The 17,264-nt window shown below is 69.8% G+C and carries 14 protein-coding genes; 8 read left to right on the top strand and 6 right to left on the bottom strand.

The genetic code is table 11. The features are described from left to right. The first annotated feature begins 85 nt into the window (after positions 1–85). From ACGFJ2_RS57650 to ACGFJ2_RS57620, 7 genes are read left to right on the top strand one after another with little or no spacing between them, the layout of a single operon-like run. Positions 86–1,540, top strand: a complete 1,455-nt coding sequence (locus ACGFJ2_RS57650; protein WP_393483673.1) for an ABC transporter substrate-binding protein — start codon at positions 86–88, stop codon at positions 1,538–1,540. A 59-nt stretch (positions 1,541–1,599) separates the two neighbouring features. After that, positions 1,600–2,568 (top strand): sugar ABC transporter permease, encoded by a 969-nt coding sequence (locus tag ACGFJ2_RS57645; protein WP_357956622.1) that lies wholly within the window; start codon positions 1,600–1,602, stop codon positions 2,566–2,568. Further along, complete coding sequence (locus ACGFJ2_RS57640; protein WP_357956620.1) at positions 2,568–3,422, top strand: carbohydrate ABC transporter permease; 855 nt, start codon at positions 2,568–2,570, stop codon at positions 3,420–3,422. Before ACGFJ2_RS57645 ends, ACGFJ2_RS57640 begins: the two co-directional genes overlap by 1 nt. 4 nt (positions 3,423–3,426) lie before the next feature. Beyond that, complete coding sequence (locus ACGFJ2_RS57635) at positions 3,427–4,575, top strand: hypothetical protein (RefSeq protein ID WP_357956618.1); 1,149 nt, start codon at positions 3,427–3,429, stop codon at positions 4,573–4,575. Positions 4,576–4,577: 2 nt separating this feature from the next. After that, positions 4,578–5,564, top strand: a complete 987-nt coding sequence (locus ACGFJ2_RS57630; protein ID WP_357956616.1) for a hydroxyacid dehydrogenase — start codon at positions 4,578–4,580, stop codon at positions 5,562–5,564. After that, positions 5,561–6,529 carry a D-2-hydroxyacid dehydrogenase gene (locus ACGFJ2_RS57625; RefSeq protein WP_358183812.1) on the top strand — a complete coding sequence of 323 codons (969 nt, stop codon included), beginning with the start codon at positions 5,561–5,563 and terminating at the stop codon, positions 6,527–6,529. The genes ACGFJ2_RS57630 and ACGFJ2_RS57625 overlap by 4 nt, the downstream gene beginning before the upstream one ends. Positions 6,530–6,533: 4 nt before the next feature. Then, entirely contained in the window at positions 6,534–7,661 is a 1,128-nt protein-coding gene (locus ACGFJ2_RS57620) for an enolase C-terminal domain-like protein (protein WP_357956612.1), read from the top strand. 21 nt (positions 7,662–7,682) lie between these two features. On the opposite strand, the gene ACGFJ2_RS57615 is transcribed toward ACGFJ2_RS57620, so the two are convergent. Next, a complete protein-coding gene (locus ACGFJ2_RS57615) occupies positions 7,683–8,375 on the bottom strand; it encodes a TetR/AcrR family transcriptional regulator (RefSeq protein WP_393483668.1) in 693 nt (230 codons plus the stop codon). Between the two features lie 134 nt (positions 8,376–8,509). Between ACGFJ2_RS57615 and ACGFJ2_RS57610 the strand changes: the two genes are divergently transcribed. Continuing rightward, a complete protein-coding gene (locus tag ACGFJ2_RS57610; RefSeq protein ID WP_357956608.1) occupies positions 8,510–9,697 on the top strand; it encodes a DUF3500 domain-containing protein in 1,188 nt (395 codons plus the stop codon). 786 nt (positions 9,698–10,483) lie between these two features. Here the strand turns inward: ACGFJ2_RS57610 and ACGFJ2_RS57605 are convergent. From ACGFJ2_RS57605 to ACGFJ2_RS57585, 5 genes are all read right to left on the bottom strand, one after another. Beyond that, on the bottom strand, positions 10,484–11,347 hold the full coding sequence (locus ACGFJ2_RS57605; RefSeq protein ID WP_357956606.1) for a helix-turn-helix domain-containing protein: 864 nt from the start codon (positions 11,345–11,347) through the stop codon (positions 10,484–10,486). Between the two features lie 52 nt (positions 11,348–11,399). Then, positions 11,400–12,227, bottom strand: coding sequence for an alpha/beta fold hydrolase (locus ACGFJ2_RS57600; protein WP_393483664.1), 828 nt, complete (start codon positions 12,225–12,227; stop codon positions 11,400–11,402). 126 nt (positions 12,228–12,353) lie between these two features. Beyond that, complete coding sequence (locus ACGFJ2_RS57595; protein WP_393483661.1) at positions 12,354–14,069, bottom strand: ABC transporter ATP-binding protein; 1,716 nt, start codon at positions 14,067–14,069, stop codon at positions 12,354–12,356. Next, on the bottom strand, positions 14,066–15,886 hold the full coding sequence (locus tag ACGFJ2_RS57590) for an ABC transporter ATP-binding protein (protein ID WP_393483658.1): 1,821 nt from the start codon (positions 15,884–15,886) through the stop codon (positions 14,066–14,068). The genes ACGFJ2_RS57595 and ACGFJ2_RS57590 overlap by 4 nt, the downstream gene beginning before the upstream one ends. Before the next feature lie 916 nt (positions 15,887–16,802). Beyond that, the coding region (locus tag ACGFJ2_RS57585; protein WP_393483655.1) for a Tn3 family transposase at positions 16,803–17,264 on the bottom strand (462 nt) is incomplete at its 5' end.

Genomic DNA, 17,264 nt, shown 5'->3' with positions numbered 1-17,264 from the left:
AGGCGGGCTACTCTCGACCCACCCTCGGGTAAGCGCTTACCAGCCGCCCGACCCCCCTCTGACCTCCGCCTCTTTAGGAGGGTCCATGATCCCCCGTCCGCGTTTGACCGCCGTGATGGCGACCGCAGCCATGGCGTCTCTGCTCGTGTCGGCGTGCGGTACCTCGAGCAACCCGAGCGGAGGTGGCTCGCAGACCACGTTGCGGATCTGGGACTTCTCCGCCGAACAGGTGAACTTCCATAAGGACATCGGCGCCCAGTTCACCAAGGAGCATCCCGACATCAAGATCGAGTGGCGCTCGATCACCCAGTCGGAGTACATGAAGACCCTGCCCCTGGCCTTCCAGAGCAACCAGGCGCCGGACATGTTCTACTGGAACGCTCTCGGGCTGTCCCAGCTGACGGACCAGAAGTGGATCCGCCCGCTCAGCCCGAGCGGGACCGTCCCCGCCGACTTCACCAAGCGCTGGCCGGAGGGGTCCTTCCTGGAAGGCATCAACATGCAGGACGGGAAGACCTACGGCTTCCCGTTCTCGGAGAACCTGTACTGGGGCTCCGGCTACATGTTCCTCAACAAGAAGGTCTTCCAGGATGCCGGGCTGGACGTCAACAGCCCGCCCAAGACCTGGACCGACCTCAAGAACGCCTGCGCGCAGATCAAGGCCAAGACCAAGGCGCAGTGCATCGCCGCCCCCACCAAGGGCGTGGACATGCAGCGCATCTGGTACGGGCTGATCGGCAGCGTCTCGACGGACGAGTTCTTCGACTACAAGACCGGCAAGTTCGACGTGACCCAGCCCGCGCAGACGAAGACCTTCGCCTTCATCCAGGAGCTCAACAAGGCCGGCTACCTGGCGCCCGGCACCAACGACAAGAACTTCTCCCGTCAGCAGTTCGCCGCCGATCAGGCCGGCATCATGTTCGACGGCACGTGGCTGCCGAGCGTGTGGGCCAGCCAGGGCTTCAGCAGCGACAAGTACGTGGTGGCGCCACGCGTCAACCCGGACGGCGGGCAGACCGGCGCGGCCGGCCGCAAGTACGACAACAACAAGTACTGGGTCAGCTCGCAGACCAAGCATCCCGACGCCATGTGGACGTTCATCCAGTGGATGACCGACCCCAACGGCTACTTCGTCAAGCAGTACTACAAGAGCGCCTTCGGCACGCTCGCCTATGTCGACAACCAGAAGATGGTCACCGACCCGGCGCTCAGGCAGATCATGGAGATCGGCGGAAAGCCGGGCTACCGGGTTCAGCTCCCCGTGCCGCTGCTCAAGTGCCCCGACATCGCCAAGTCCAAGGCGTACGTCAACGCGGTGGCGAAGACCCCCGACGGAGAGTGGGAGGCCATGGGTGAAGCCCTGACCAGCGGCCAGCCTCTGGAGAGCACGGGCGCCGCCATCGCCAAGCAGCGGCAGACCGCTCTGGAGGAAGGGCTCAAGCAGGAGGCGGCCAGCGGGCTGAAGGTGTCGATGGACTGCTACACCTTCCCCGACTGGGAGTACACGAAGGACTACACCTCGGACATGTACCGCAACTGACCGGACTCCTCGTGAGGACATCCATGACAACCACCGCTCCCGCCCCCAGGAGGGAAAGGGTGACGGACAGGGACCGGTCGCCCGCCAAGCGGGTGCCAGAGCGCCCCGATCACTCCCGCGAGCGCGTCCGCGGCCTCGAGAGGGTCTGGCTGCTCGTCTTCCTGGCCCCCTTCCTCCTGCTCTACCTCGGCTTCACCATCTGGCCGCTGATCGCGACGATCTACTACTCCTTCTTCGACTGGTCGGGTGTCGGCCCCATCGACAACTTCGTCGGGGGCGGCAACTACGGCACGATCCTGGCCGACCCGCTGTTCTGGCTCTCGGTGGTCAACACGCTGGTCTTCGCCCTGCTGACGACCGTCATCAAGCTGCCGATCTCGCTGCTGGCGGCGATCCTGCTGACCCGCAAGTGGCTGCGCGGCAAGCGGTTCTTCCGGACCATGTTCTTCGCGCCGCTCATCATCCCCGTCGCCATGGCGGGGCTGGTGTTCACCTACCTGCTCAACCCGTCCAACGGCGCGCTGAACGCGATTCTGCGCGACCTCGGCCTGGTCGACCAGGGGTTCGACGTGTTCGCCAACCGGTGGAGCGCGCTGGTCGTGCTCGTGCTCGTCTCCATCTGGCAGATCTTCGGCCAGTACATGATCTACTGGATCGCGGCGCTGCAGAACGTGCCCGAGGAGGTCTATGAGGCGGCCGCCATCGACGGCGCGGGGGAGTGGAAGAAGCTCACCCGCATCACGTTGCCGATGATCAGGCCGGTCGCCGTGATCATCGCCCTGCTCGGCCTGGTGAACGCCATGCACGTCTTCGGGCTGGTCGTCACGCTCACCGCGGGCGGGCCCGGCACCAGCACCTACGTCGTGTCCTACTTCATCTACCAGAACGCCTTCGGCTCGGTGCCGTTCGCCTACGGCTACGCCTCGGCCGCGGCGCTGCTGTTCTCCGTCATCGCCTTCGTCCTGGTCTCCGCCCAGGGCCTGGCGGTCCGCCGGGCTCAGCGGCTCAGGAAGGAGTACGGCGTCTGATGGCAGCGACCACTCGTGCGGCCCGGCGCAGCCACGCCGTGCGGGCCAATCTCATCGCCCTGCCGATCCTGCTGGTCGTCGGGCTCGTGTGGGTCTATCCCTTCCTGTGGACGATCTCGGCCGCGTTCAAGACCCAGGCGGGGATGTTCACCAGCGGCGCGAGCCTCCTGCCCGACCAGCTGAACTTCGACAACTTCGTCCGGGCCTGGGTGAACGCCGGGTTCTCCGGATACTTCTTCAACACGGTGCTCTACTCGGTCGCCTCGACCCTGGTCGAGCTGGTCAAGGCGGCCCTATGCGGCTATGTGCTGGCCAGGTATGAGTTCCCCGGCCGGACCCTGCTCTACCGGATGATCGTGGGGACCCTGTTCATCCCGGTCGCCTCGATCATCGTCCCGCAGTTCGTGCTGATCGAGAACCTCGGCCTGCTGAACACCCGGGCCGGGGTCATCCTGGCCATGTCCGGCGGCGCCGGCGCGCTCTACGTCCTGCTGTTCGTCGGGTTCTTCTCCAGTGTCCCGACCGACCTGTTCGAGGCGGCCAAGCTCGACGGGGCCGGTTTCCTCAAGACCTTCCGCCTCATCCTGCCGCTGGCCAAGCCGGTCATCGCGGTGGTGGTCATCTTCCAGTTCATCAGCAGCTGGAACGAGTTCAACATCCCGCTGGTGTTCACGCTCGGCCAGCCCGAGCTGCAGAACCTCGCCGTCGGGATGCTGTCCTTCCAGGGCGAGCACGCGACGGACTGGACCGGGTTCGCCGCCGGAATGACGATCTCGTTCCTGCCGATGCTGATGATCTTCCTGTTCTTCCAGAGCTACTTCACGCGCGGCCTGGCCGGCGCCACGAAAGGATGAACGCGTGAGGCATGGGGCGTTCGCCTACACCTGGGACGTCGTGGGCGACCCCGCGGCGGCCGAGCGCATCGCCGGGCTGGGCGTGAGCACGGTGACCCTGCAGGCCGCCTACCACTCGGTCCGGGGCGTCACCCCGTGGCATCCGCGTCACCGGATCGTGCAGGCCGACCACGCGGCGGCCTACTTCCGGCTGCGCCCCGAGCGCTGGCGCGGGCGGCTGCGGCCGTACCCGCCGAGCTGGGGAGTGGCCGACGAGGACCGGTTCGGCACGGCGCTGGCCGCGCTGGCCGGGGCGGGGCTGCGGGCGGAGGCCTGGCTGGTGCTCACGCACTCCTCGGTGCTGGGCCGCGAAGCGCCCGACCTGACGGTCACGAACGCCTACGGCGAGTCCTACCCCTACGCGCTCTGTCCCGCTCAGCCCGCCGTCCACGAGTACGCGCTCACTCTCGTAGGCGAGGTGTGCGAGCAGTACGACGTGCCCGCGCTGATGCTGGAGGCGTGCGGCTGGCTGGGCATGGAGCACGCCGGTCACCACGAGAAGACCTCCGGCGCCGGCCTGTCCGCCTGCGGCAAGGCGCTGCTGTCCCTCTGCCTGTGCCCGGCCTGCCGGGCCGGGCTGGCCGGGCGCGGCCTCGACGTCGAGGAGCTGGCGCGTGACGTGCGCGCCGCCGTGGACGGGGAGCTGCAGTGGGGCGTCCCGGCCGGGACGAGCCTGGAGGAAGTACTCGGCTCCGAGCGTGCCCGGGCGGTGTACGGTCACCGCGGGCAGGTCATCGCCGGCCTGGTCCGGGAGGTGGCGGCGCTGGCCGGCGGGCGTGAGGTGCTGCTCATGGCCACCGACGACCCGCAGGTCACCGGCCCCGACGTGGGGATCGACCTGGCCACCTTCGACGCGCCGGTCGACGCGTACGTGCTCAAGTGCTGGGGCCAGGAGGAGGCCGCCCTGGCCCAGATGAAGGCCGCGGCGAGCCGTACCGAGGTCCCGCTCGTCGCCAACCTGACCGTGCTGGAGGACGGGCACGCCCGGATCCCGGCTTTGGCCGCCGACCTCGTCGCCGGGGGCGCGCGGCAACTGCGTTACTACCACGCCGGGCTGGGCTCACCCGCCCGCCTGGCAAGTTTGCGGGCGGCGGCTCGCTTGAAGGAGAGTTGATAATGCTGAACGGCCTGTATGTGATGGACCCGAACCGCTTCGACGACGTCTACGGCCCGGATGCCCGGGCCGCGCTTGAGCGGCATTTGGCCATCGACTCGCCCTTGCTCACCGCCGACCGGCTCACTCCCGACGTGCTCGGCGGCCTTGAGGTCCTGGTGACCGGGTGGGGCGCGCCCAAGCTGGACGCCGAGTTTCTCGCCGCCGCACCCAAACTCTCGCTGGTGCTGTACGGCGCGGGCTCCATCCGCTCGATGGTGACCCCGGAGATGTGGGCCAGGGGAGTGCGGGTCACCACGGCGGCCACGGCCAACGCCGAGCCGGTCGCCGAGTTCGCGTTGTCGCAGATCCTGTACGCGCTCAAGCACGGCTGGCGCTACGTGCTGAACGCGCGCGCCGCCGCCGCCACCGCCCCGCGCGGACCCGAGCTGGGAGCCTACGGCGCGACGGTCGGGCTGGTCTCGCTCGGCGCCACGGGCCGGGCCACGGCACGGCTGCTCGCCCACCACAAGCTCGACGTGCAGGCCCACGACCCGTACGCCGACCCGGCCGAGGCAGAGCGGCTCGGGGTGCGCCTCGTCGGCCTCGAGGAGCTGTTCGCCACCTCCGACGTGGTCAGCCTGCACGCCCCGCTCACCCCCGAGACGAACGGCATGATCGGCGCCGCGCTGCTGGAGTCGATGAAGCACGACGCCACCCTGATCAACTCGGCGCGCGGCCAGCTGGTCGACGAGGCCGCGCTCGTGGACGTGCTGAGCCGGCGGACCGACCTGTTCGCCGTCCTCGACGTCACCCACCCGGAACCGCCCGTCGCCGGGTCGCCGCTGTTCACGATGCCGAACATCGTCGTCACCCCGCACGTGGCCGGCAGCCTGGGCCACGAGCGGCGCCGCCACGGCGAGGCGATGGCCGAGGAGCTCGTCCGCTACCTCGCGGGGGAACCGCTGCGGTACGAGATCACCGAGTCCGGCCTCGCGAGAAGGGCGTGAGCACCACCCTGGTGCTGTTGCCGCCGCACGATCCGGCCACCGCGGGCTGGCGGGCCCGGCTGGAGCAGGCGGTGCCGGAGCTCGTCGTCCTCCGGCCGGAGACCCCGGCGGAGGCGGCCGAGGCGCTGGCGGAGGCCGACGCCGCCTACGGCACGCTGCCCGCGGACCTGCTCGCGCACGCCGGGCGGTTGCGCTGGCTGCAGGCTCCGCAGGCCGGGCCGCCTCCGGCGTTCTACCATCCGGCCCTGGTCGCGCACCCCGTACAGGTCACCAACATGCGCGACACCTACACCGACCACGTGGCCGCGCACACGCTGGCGCTCGTGCTCGCGCTGGCCAGGGACCTGCCCAGGTACGCCCGCGAACAGGCCCGCGCGCGCTGGGCGCCCGACTGGGACCCCGGCGCCGTGCTGCCGCTGAGCGAGGCCACGGCCCTGGTCGTGGGGGTGGGCGCGGTCGGGGCCGAGGTCGGCAGGCTGCTGGCGGCGTTCGGCACCAGGGTCGTGGGCACGGACGCCCGGCGCGGCGGCCCCGTGCCGGGCTTCGCCGAGGTGCTGCCGCCGGACGCCCTCGACCGGCTGCTTCCCGAGGCGGACCTGGTCATCCTGACGATCCCGCACACCCCAGCCACCGAGGGCCTGCTGGACGCGCGCCGGCTGGCGCTGGCCAAGCAGGGGGCGTACGTGGTCAACGTCGGCCGCGGCCCCATCGTCCGGCTCGACGACCTGGCCGCCGCCCTGTCCTCGGGCCACCTGGCCGGCGCCGCCCTGGACGTCTTCGAGACTGAGCCGCTCCCCGCCGACCACCCGCTCTGGCGGCGTCCCGACGTGCTCATCACCCCGCACGTCGCGGGCGTGGGACCGCACGCCTCGGAGCGGTGCTTCGCCGTCCTGCTGGAGAACGCCCGCCGCTTCGTGGCCGGGCGCGAACTGATCAATGTGGTGGACAAGTCGGAATGGTACTGATCACGTGAACCAGATAGCACGCGTCGAGACCTTCACCGTGGCCCTGCCCTCGCTGCGCGACTTCGCGGTGGCGGGCGGGTCCGTGGTCCAGAGCGGCCGTCCCGCCATCAGGGTCCTGGTGAAGGTCACGGCCGACGACGGCGCCATCGGGTGGGGTGAGTCCACCCCGATTCCCTCATGGACGTACGAGACCACCGAATCCATCGTCTCCACCATCGAGGGCTACCTGGCCCCGGCCGCCGTCGGTCGCCCGCTGTGGGACCTCGACGGGCTCTGCCGTACCTTCGACCGGACCATCAGCAAGGGATTCTCGATCGGCATGCCGCTGGCGCGCGCGGCGGTGGACGTGGCCTGCCATGACGCCTACGCCCGCAGCCTGGGCGTGTCCCTCGGCGAGCTGTGGGGCCGGCGCAGGCGCGACACCATCGAGCTGGCCTGGATCGTGTCGGGTGAGTCGGCGTCCGAGGCCGCAGACTCGGTGGCCGAGGGCCGCGCCCACGGTTACCGCCACGTCAAGGTCAAGCTCGGCCTGCACACCGAGGACGAGGACGTGGCCATCGTGACCGCCGTACGCGCGGCCGCGCCCGACGCCGTGCTCTGGGTGGACGCCAACCAGGGCTACACGGCCGCCGCCGCGCTCCGGGTGGCCAGGCGCCTGACCGATCTGAACGTCGCCGTCTTCGAGCAGCCGGTGCCCTCCAACGACCTCGCCGGCCTGCGCCGCCTGCGTGACGCCAGCCCCATCCCGGTGGCCGTGGACGAGAGCCTGCGCCACCCGAGCGACCTGGCGACCTTCGTCCGGCTCGACGCCATCGACGTCGCCGTCGCCAAGGTGCAGCGCTGCGGCGGGCTGACCCTGGCCCTGCGCCAGTGCCAGCTCGCCGAGGACAGCGGCCTGGCCGTCATGGGCTCCGGCCTCACCGAGTCCGACATCGGGCTGGCCGCCTCGCTGCACCTGTTCGCCGCGTTCGGCGTGGACACGCCCGTCGACCTCAACGGCCGCCAGTTCATCACCAGCCCGTACGCCACGGACCCGGTCATCACCGTCACCGACGGCGTCGCCCACGTGCCCACCGGCCCCGGCCTGGGGATCGGCGTGGACGAGGAGGTGGTCCGCTCGCTCGCGGTCTGACAGGCGAGCCTCGCGGCGGGCTCAGCTGAGGGGGCCCGCTCCCAGGGGCAGGTCTTCTCCGCGGGCGAGCAGGCCGGAGATGGTCACTTCCAGCGCTTGGCGTACGAGGTCGGTGAAGTCGGCTTGCAGGGGGGCCAGCGCCGGGTCGGAGGCGTAGGCGGCCAGTAGTGCCTCTGTGGGTTGACTGTACGGCCAGGCGGCGCTGACCGTCAGTGTGGCCAGTCCGACGAGCCGGAAGGCGTCCTGTGTGCCGAGTTCGGGCAGGTAGCGGAGAAATAGCCGGACCAGGCTTTGGAAGGCGCGCAGGGTGGCGTTCTTGTGCCGGATGGCGACTTCGGTGGACACGTTGTGTTCCAGCACCGCGGCTTGCGTGCTGATCAGGTCGCACAGCACCGGCCGCCGGGTGATCGACTTGGCCAGGATGGCGGCCAGCCGGTCTCCGCGTTGCCGTGGTGTGCCGTCGGTGGGTTCGAGTGACTGCTCCAGTTCGGCGATCCAGTTGTGGATCTCGGTGTCCAGGAGCTGGAGCAGGACCGCCTCGCGGGATTCGAAGTAGCGCAGCACGTTGGGCTTGGCCAGGCCGGCGCGGCGGCTGAGTTCGTTCAGGCTCAGTTTCGCGACCGGCATCTCGATCAGCATCGCGGCGGCGGTGTCGAGTATCTGCCGCCGTCGTTCGCCGCGTTGCTCGTCGTTGCGGGCGCGCTTGAAGGTCACGGCCACATCCTACATACCGGCGGTCTTTTGCTAGGTTGCCGATGGTTGGAAGGTTATGCTCGATGTCGCGGAACCGGACGTATCGCCGCATGACTCCCGAAAGGGACCATTTCGAGAGGGATGAGGTGGGTCTGGTGGGCGAGAAGGTCACCGATCGCGTTGATGGTGGGGGAACGGCGGGTCCGGACGACGCGGAGCGGACGCTCGTGGACGACATGGTCCGCGTCGCGACCGAATTCCTCGACTCGCTCCCGGAAGCGCTGTACGCCCGAGCGGCGCTGATCCCTTTCGGCGACCCGGCCGTCGAGGCCGAGCGGGTCCGGTGGTTCTACACCCCCACCGACCACGGCGGGGTGCCGCTCGGCGAACTCTCGCCCCGGCAGCAGGGCCTCGCCATGCGGCTCCTGGCCAGCGGCCTGACGCGCCCCGCGTACGCCACCGCCTGCGTCATCATGGGGCTGGAGAACGTCCTCGACGAACTCGAGGGGTGGGGCGTCGACTGGGGCCGGGAGCGTACCCGCGACCCGGGGCTGTACTGGGTGCGTGTCTTCGGCCGTCCCGGTGACCCCCTGTGGGGGTGGCGTGTCGGCGGCCACCATGTGTCGGTGAACCTGCTGATTCATGAGGGACGGATCGCGGCGTCGACACCGTCCTTCCTGGGCGCAAACCCTGCGACATCGCCGCTGCTCGCCGGAACGCTGCGCCCGCTCGGCGGGGCCGAGGACCTGGCTCGCTCCGTGATGGGCTCGCTTGGAAGGCAGGATCAGGCGCGGGCGCTGCTGCACCCCCGCGCGATCTCCGACATCGTCTCGGGCAACCGCGCCCGCGTACGCCCCGGAGACCGCATGATGCACCTTCAGGACCTGTTCCGCGGACCGCTGCCCACGCCGGAGCTGTCCGCGCTGGCCCACCGGCTCGACGAAGCCGCCGAGCGCGACTCCGGCTACACCGAGCAGGACCACGAGACGATGGCGCTCACCCATGACCCCCAAGGGGTCCCCGCCCACGAGATGACGGGGGAGCAGCGCGGGTTGCTCCGCGAGTTGCTGGCGGCCTACACCGACCGCTCTCCGGCACCGGTCGCCGACGCCTACCGCCGCCACTATCTCGTCGAGCACAACCTCGACCGCGTACATTTCGGCTGGGCCGGCAGCGTCTCGCCGGGCGAGCCCCACTACTACCGGCTCACCGGCCCGCGCCTGCTCATCGAGTACGACAACACCCAGCGCGCCGCCAACCACGCGCACTCCGTGTGGCGGGACCCGGACGGGGACTTCGGGATGGACCTTCTCGCCACGCACCGGACCGATATCCCGCACTGACCGCCCGCCGCTAGCCGGCATCCCCCTTCCCGGCTCCCAGAGCCATATCGCGGTGGTGCGCGTCACCGATTCGGACGCGGTCCAGGCCTTCCACTCCCGAACGCGTCCCCAGCCGCCAGGTAGCCGAGTGATCGATCGCAATTGCGGTTCATGATCGTTTCGGAGCGGTGACTGTGGCTGGGTGGGGTTTCTGCTTGATCGTGTTCGGGTCGGAGACGGCCGGGCGGAGGGCGGGGTCGGATCCACTCGACGGGGGTGGGAGTCGGCGACCCATATGGAGTTGGTCCGCAGGCGGTGTCTTGCGCCAGGGCTCGGATCGCTCGTTTGAGGAGGGGCAGGGCCCTGTGCGGGCGTTTGTCGTAGCCGGATTGGCCTGTCAGGTAACAGCGCACATAAGCCCAAAACCCACATTGGGATGATCTTGAAAGGGTCGCGACGGTGAAGAGCTGACCGGCCAGCGACGCAGCCCCCGCCGGGGGTGGAATGGCTGGAGCGAGCCCTGCGAACCGCTCCGCGGCACCCTGAGCGAGGAGTCGTTTCAGCGCCTGATCTCGGCCCTGACCGTCGTGGTCGGCTGGGAGGCGCAGATCGCCCTGCGTGACGTCCGCGGCCTGGGCCCCCAGGCCGAACAGGGGGCCATCATCTGGGGCCGCACGCAGCCTGGTCACAGCAGCGATCAAGGACCACGAAGCGACGCTGCTGTCAGGGTGAATCGCGGAGATCGAGCGGAAGAGCCGGGAGTTCTGGTTGGTGGGCATGGGGTTGATGATGGCCGGTGTGGGAGGGTCATTCCGCGGTGGGAGCTTTGCGCGTGTGGCTCATCGCAGGAAGGCGTGCTGCGCCGGCGGGCGATGAAGCCGGCCATGCGACGTCGTCCACCGCGAGCCACGGCGCGACCGCCAGGGCCGTGGGCGTGAGCCCGGCGAACGTCGCGACCTCGCGGTGAAGGTGGGACTGGTCGACGTAGCCGTTCTCGGCGGCTACGCGGGCGGCGGCGTGACCCGCCGCGAGAAGGTGGGCGGCGTGGTCGAAGCGCACCAGTCGGGCGGCGCGTTTAGGGGTGATGCCGAGCTGGGACCGGAAGCGGGACCACAGGCGCTTGCGGCTCCAGCCGACCTCGTCCGCCAGGCCGTCGACCCGCACCCGGCCCCGGCTGGACAGCGTCCGCCGCCAGGTGTGGGCGACCTGGGGGTCGACCGGCGGGTGGTCGCCCAGCCGCCGACCTAGGATGTCCACCGCTATCGTGAAGCGTTCGTCCCACGACGTGGCGGTGCGCAGCCTGTCCTCGGCTTGCCCGGCGTCGCGGCCCCAGACGTCCTCAAGGGCTGCCACCGTCCCGCTGAGCTCGGCCGATGCGCCGCCCAGCAACGCAGCCGCCGCGACCGGATCCAGCCGGATCTGGAGCAACTGTCCGGCTCCCCGGCCAGTTGCCTGGAGATCGCCGGGGAGTAGCCCGGCGACGACGCTGCCGCGCTCGTGCCGGCCAGGGGCTTCGTAGACGACACCTTCTCCCTCGCCCAGATCGACGAACAGGGTGACGGACGGGTAGGCGATCATGGAGATGTCCACCGAGGCCGGGGCACGATGGCAGAACCCGGCCATGCTGACCCCCGGCAGCCGAACCGACGGGCGTGGGACTGCGATGTCCACCCATGTCTGGTCAGATGGCATTCCGGCAGGCAACACATGGCCAGTCTAGGCATCAGGGATCACGGGTCGTCGTCGGCCCCGCCGCCGTGAAGTCCAGCAGCAGTTTGCCGATCGTCTCGGGCGCTTCCAGCATGGGTAGGTGCCCGACACCGGGTAGCAGCTCGACCCGCGCGCCCGGCACCGCGTCGTATCGGCGCGCCGACGACGGCTCCCAACGGGGATCGGCAGCACCGAAGATCACCTGCACGGGGACCCCGAGGGCGGCGAGCCGCTCGGGCACGCTCCGTTCGGCGATGTAGGCGGTGTTCTGGCGCAGCACCGTCCTCATCACGCGGTAGGTGATGCCCCGTACGTCGGCGACCACGTCGTCCGGGAGGTCCACGGGGCGAACGGCCGTCGCGCTGATCCCCTTGCGGATCATCGCGTCCGAACGCCTCGGCCACAGGAGCGGGCCCAGCGGCGGGGCCAGCAGCACCCGAAGGATGAACGGCTGCCGGAGGAGCGCATCCGGACTCGGGCCGCTACTGATCAACGCAAGCGAACCCACGAGGTCGGGACGTTGCTCGGCCAGCGCGGTGGCGACGTAGCCGCCGCTGGAGTGCCCGGCCACGGCGACGTGACGAAGGCCGAGGTCGTCCAGCAGCGCCGCCACCTGACCCGCCTGCGCGGGCACGTCATACGACGGCGCGGGCGGGGACTGGCCGCAGCCCGGGAGGTCGACCCGGATGACGTGATGGTGACCGGTCAGCGCCGGGACCACCGGACCCCAGAAACCGCCTGAGGCCCCCGACCCGTGGATGAGCAACAACGGTGGCGCCTGCCGCGGGCCGTCATGGACCACGTGCATCCCATGCGAACGTTCAATGTCGTATTCACTCATGCGGAGACTATGCACGCGCGGCCGGCCGCCAGTCTTGGACATATGTTCCCGCGCAGTCGAAGACCGGCGGCCATCGCCATAACGGCCGTACCGAGGTCCCAAGGCCGGAACACGGGCCCGGCGGGCTCATTCCCGCGCGGCGGGAGCCATGGAGATGTTCCAGAAGCCGGCGTAGCGGCCGCCATGGTCGAGCAGTTCGTCGTGGCTGCCTTCCTCCACGATCCGGCCGCCGTCCAGAAAGACGATGCGGTCGGCGCGCCGGACGGTCCGCATCCTATGCGCCACCATCACCACCGTCCGCCCCGCCATCAGGCGCTCGATGCCCTCGTGGACGGCCGCCTCGTTGACCGGGTCCAGCGCCGAGGTCACCTCGTCCAGCAGCACGATGGGCGCGTTCTTCAGCAGCGCCCGCGCGATCGAGACACGCTGGCGCTCACCACCTGACAGCAGTGCGCCGCCCTCGCCGACCTTCGCAGCCCATCCTCCGGGCAGTCGCTCGATCACTTCGTCCAACCGCGCCGCGGTCGCCGCCGCCCGCACCTCGGCCACGCCTGCGCCGGGACGGCCCAGGCGCACATTCTCCTCGATCGTGCCGTCGAAGAGATAGACATCCTGAAAGACGATGGTGATCCGCGCCATCAACGCCTCGGTGCTGATCGCGCGTACGTCCACGCCTCCCACGCGCACCGCGCCGGCGTCCACGTCGTAGAAGCGCGCCAGCAGCTGCAGCAGAGTGCTCTTGCCCGCGCCGGACGGTCCGACGACCGCGAGCCGCTGTCCTTCAGGGACGGTGAGCGACACCTCGTCGAACACTGTGAGCGCTCCGTGCCGGAAGGCGACGGCGTCGAACTCCAGGCCGTGGTGCGCCGGCTGGATCGGCTCGCGGGGTTCCCGCAGCGGCTCGGTGCGCAGCACCGTCTCGAGTCTGGCCAGCTCCGAACGTGCGCCGCGCAGTTTGCCGCTCATGTCCGACAGCGACAGCAGCGGGTCGGCGCAGCGGGCGGCCAGCACCAGGATCGCCAGGATCTCCGCCGCACCGATGTTCCCCCCGAGCGCGAGGTAGGCGCCCAGGACCAGCAGCCCGGTGAAGATCGCCTGCACGGTGAGCGTCAGCCCCACGGCGCTGGGCAGCGTCGCCAGCACGGTACGGCGGGAGGCGCGCTGGGCATTCCGAAGCGAGTCGTCGAGCAGTTGGAAGCGTTCGCCGGTCCGTCCGCCGGTCCGCAGCACCGGCTGGGCCTGGAGGAACTCGATCACACGCGCGCCGGCCTCCTGGTGGCGTTCGTGACGCTCAACGTCGGCGGCGGCCGTCGCGCGTGCCGTCCAGACCTGGATCGCCGCCACGACGGGTGCGGCGAGCAACGCGGCCAGCCCCATCCGCCAGTTGAAGGCGGTCATCACGGCCACGATGGTCAGGGGCGTGACCAGGGCGGAGATGAACGGTGCCAGCAGATGCGCGGCCACGCCCATGGCTTGCAGGAGGCCGCGGCCGGCCAGGGCGGACACCTCGCCGATGCGACCGGCGTTGTACCAGCCGAGGGGGAGGCGGGCCAGGTGCTCGCCGAGCCGGTGATACATGCCGCGCAACATGGTGGTCCCGACCCGCATGCCGGACAAGTCGCTGATGTAGCGCAGCACGGCGTAGAGGGCGACCGCGGCCCCGAACGCGACCAGCCAGGGCACGGCATCCGCGGGCGTGCTGCCGAGCAGCGCCCGCAGCACCGGGACCAGCAGCGCGTAGGACAAACCTTCGACCACCGCGGTGATCGTCATCAGGATCACGGTGCGGCGCATCGCCCAGGCGTACTCATCTCCGAGCACACGCAGCAGCATTCGGATCATCGGGGCTCGTCTCCTCGCAGTACGCCACCGTGGGTTTTGGTCTCGTCGGATTGGTGGGATCGCCAGAACGCGGCGAACCTTCCGCCTCGTGTCAGCAGGTCGGCGGGCCTGCCGCGTTCGACGATCGCTCCGTCCTCCAGCACCACGACAGTGTCAGCGTCGGCGACCGTCTCCAGCCGGTGGGCGATGACGACGATCGTGCGGTCGCCGCTCAGCGTCGCCAGGGCCCGGCGGACCGCCTGTTCGGTCTGCGGGTCGGCGAAGGAGGTCGCTTCGTCCAGCACCAGCACGGGAGCGTCGGCAAGCAGCGCGCGGGCGATCGAGATCCGCTGCGCCTCGCCTCCGGACACCTTGGCCTCTTCACCGAGCACCGTGTCGTATCCGTGCGGCAGCTGGAGGATGCGGTCGTGGATGCCGGCCAGCCGGGCGGCGCGGATTACGTCGTCGCGGCCGGCCCGCGGCACCGCCAGCGCGATGTTGTCGGCGACCGAGACGCGCAGCAGACGGACGTCCTGGAAGACGAAGGACACCTGCCGATGCAGCTCCCGGCTGCCGATCTCGCGCAGATCGACGCCGCCAAGGAGGACCGAGCCGTGGGTGGGGTCGAAGAACCGCGGCAGCAGCTGGACCAGCGTGGACTTGCCGCTTCCCGACGGTCCGACGACCGCGGTGACCGTCCCTGGCTCCAGCACCAGGTCGATGCCGCGCAGCACCTCGTGGTCGGCGTCGTAGGCGAAGCGGACGTCACGCAGTTCCACCCGGTGTCCCCGCGGCGGACGCGGGTGGGCGGGTTCGGGCAGTGGCCGGACCGCGAGCACGTCTTTGATCCGGCCGACCGCGCGGCCGGCGCTCTGCAGGTCGTCGAAGCCGTGGCCGAGCGCCGCCACCGGAGCGGTCAGTCCCAGCCCGAGCAGCAGGAACGGCAGCAGGTCCGCCGGGGCCAGGCCGCCGGAGGTGATCAGAGCCGTGCCGCCGGTCAGCACGATGAGCAGCACGAACGGCGGCGACAGCGCCAGCTGCATCCCGGCGGCGATCACGGACATGCCGCGCACCCAGCGGGAGAAGATGCTGACGAAGTCGTCGGCGGCTGTCAGGAACGTGCGGTGGGCGCGCTCGCCTCCGCCGAATGCCTTGACCACCGAGATGCCTTGCACGAACTCGACGACGGAACTGGCGATCCGTCCCAGGGCCGCGTCGTAGGCCTCCTGCTCGCGCGTCCTGGCGGGCAGCATCAGCAGCGGGACCAGCGCTATCGCCAGCACCACCGGGATCAACGTGATCAGCGTGAGCCGCCAGTCGACGGTGAACAAGTAGATCAGCGACACCAGCGGCACCACGAACGCGGCGACGAGCTCGCCGGGGGCGTGGGCGATGAACGGATGCACGGCACTCACGTCCTCGCCCACCACCTTGGCCAGCTCACCGGTGCGGCGCCGGGAGAACCAGCCGATCGGGACGCGTCCCAGCGACGCGGCCAACTGCCGGCGGAACGTCAGTTGCACCCGGCTGTCGAGAACATGCCCGATCCCCGACGATGCGGCGGTGAACAGCAGCCGGACGAACAGGCCGGCCGCACCCGCGATCACCACAGTCCAGACGTGAGCGTGATCGATCGGGCCGGGCGACAGCAGGGCACGGCCCAGTTCGACGACCGCCAGCAACGGGGCCAGACCCGTGAGCGCGCCGATGACCTGCAAGATCACCACGGCCGCGAAGCTTCGCAGATGGGGACGCAACAGCCGGGTCATGCTCTGTCCCGCCGCGGAATCGGCATGCGATTGCTTGGTCGCCCGAGCGAGGTCGCTGGTGGTGGTCATCGTTCTCCGGTCTCGTCGATCTCGTCACGACCCGGCCCGTGGCCGAGCCGATGGTGGATGAGGGGCGGCGTATACGGGGTCGGCGTATGAGGGGGCGAGGACCCGGTCGAGCTGGCCTGGTAGGCCGACACCCAGGAGCGGCGTGACTGCGCCCCTACCAGCGCGGGCACCGCCCTGCCCACCGCCCAGGCCTTCACCCGCACCCACCCGTCACGGATGCCGGACGTGGCTGACCGGTCTGCCTGTGGCACTCCACAAACATGCAGACTGACGCCCGCCAGCGGCACGCCCTCACCGCCCTACTGGTCGCAGGCGCCCCCGTCTACGAAGACCCCGCCCTCTCCAGTCGGCGGCTCTCTCGACCGCGGCCTTCACCACGCGGCTCGATGTCGTACTCATTCATGCGGAGACTGTGCACGGGCGGTCGACTATCAGTCTTGGACAAATGTTCCCGCGGAGTCGAAGGCCGACCGTCCGCCACCATCGTCTGGATCGGGGTTGCCGTGCGTTAGCGGTCATCGGGAAACCCGGATTGGCGGCCATGACGCCCCTGGCGGACGGCCATGGGTGCAGGCAGACGGCCAGGAGAATCCCGGCGGGTGGACTCGTCTTCTGAAGGGCCGACCTGCGTACCGGATTGGGTGGGACACGGCCACCTATAGCCAGATCGGCGCCTCGCTCGCTGGCCACCAGGGCCGCGTGTTCGGGGTGAGCCGAACGATCTTCTATCGACGGCATGCACGACTGGCGGGAGACCACCTTTGACCAGGCAGGAGTGGTCACAGTATGCGCCCAGCGCACCGTATGAGCCAGGGTGCTGACTAGATGCTTGCGTCCAAGCGGTCTTGCCGGTGTTCAGTGGTCGTAGCGGGTCAGTGACCGCTTGGTCGGCCGACGAATTAGGAACCGAAGATCGTCAGGCGTTCCAAGGCACCAAACTGCGCAGGGCGGTGGCGTACTTCGCCATCTGGTCGTACTGCTGAGCGATGATCTCCCAGTCGATCGGCTTGTCGGCCACCATGCCGGTCAGGCAGGACGGGACCTCGTCATCGGCGTCGGCCTTCACCAGCTTCTGCCGGGCGATGTTCTTCATCCGGGGCAGCAGCTTGAACCCCAGCAAGTAGGAGAACGCGAACCCGACCAGCGACTGGCCATGACTATCTGTGTACTGGCGATCGATCGTGGCGTCGGTGCAGTGCCGCAGTACGCCCTCCATCATCGCGGCGACTTCGGAGGCGTTGCAGGAGCGAAGCTGGGAGTAGACGCACACCGACTTGCGGTCCACGGTCGGGTAGCCGGGGCCCATTGCTGGAACCCCGGCCCCCTCAGAACCGGGCGAGCGGCTTGCACCGCACCACGGCTCAAGCAGGTCACTGGG

Source organism: Nonomuraea sp. NPDC049028, from assembly GCF_043197735.1.
GTDB lineage: Bacteria > Actinomycetota > Actinomycetes > Streptosporangiales > Streptosporangiaceae > Nonomuraea.
The sequence above is the reverse complement of the archived record's forward strand: the minus strand, read 5'-3'. Positions and strand labels throughout refer to the sequence as shown.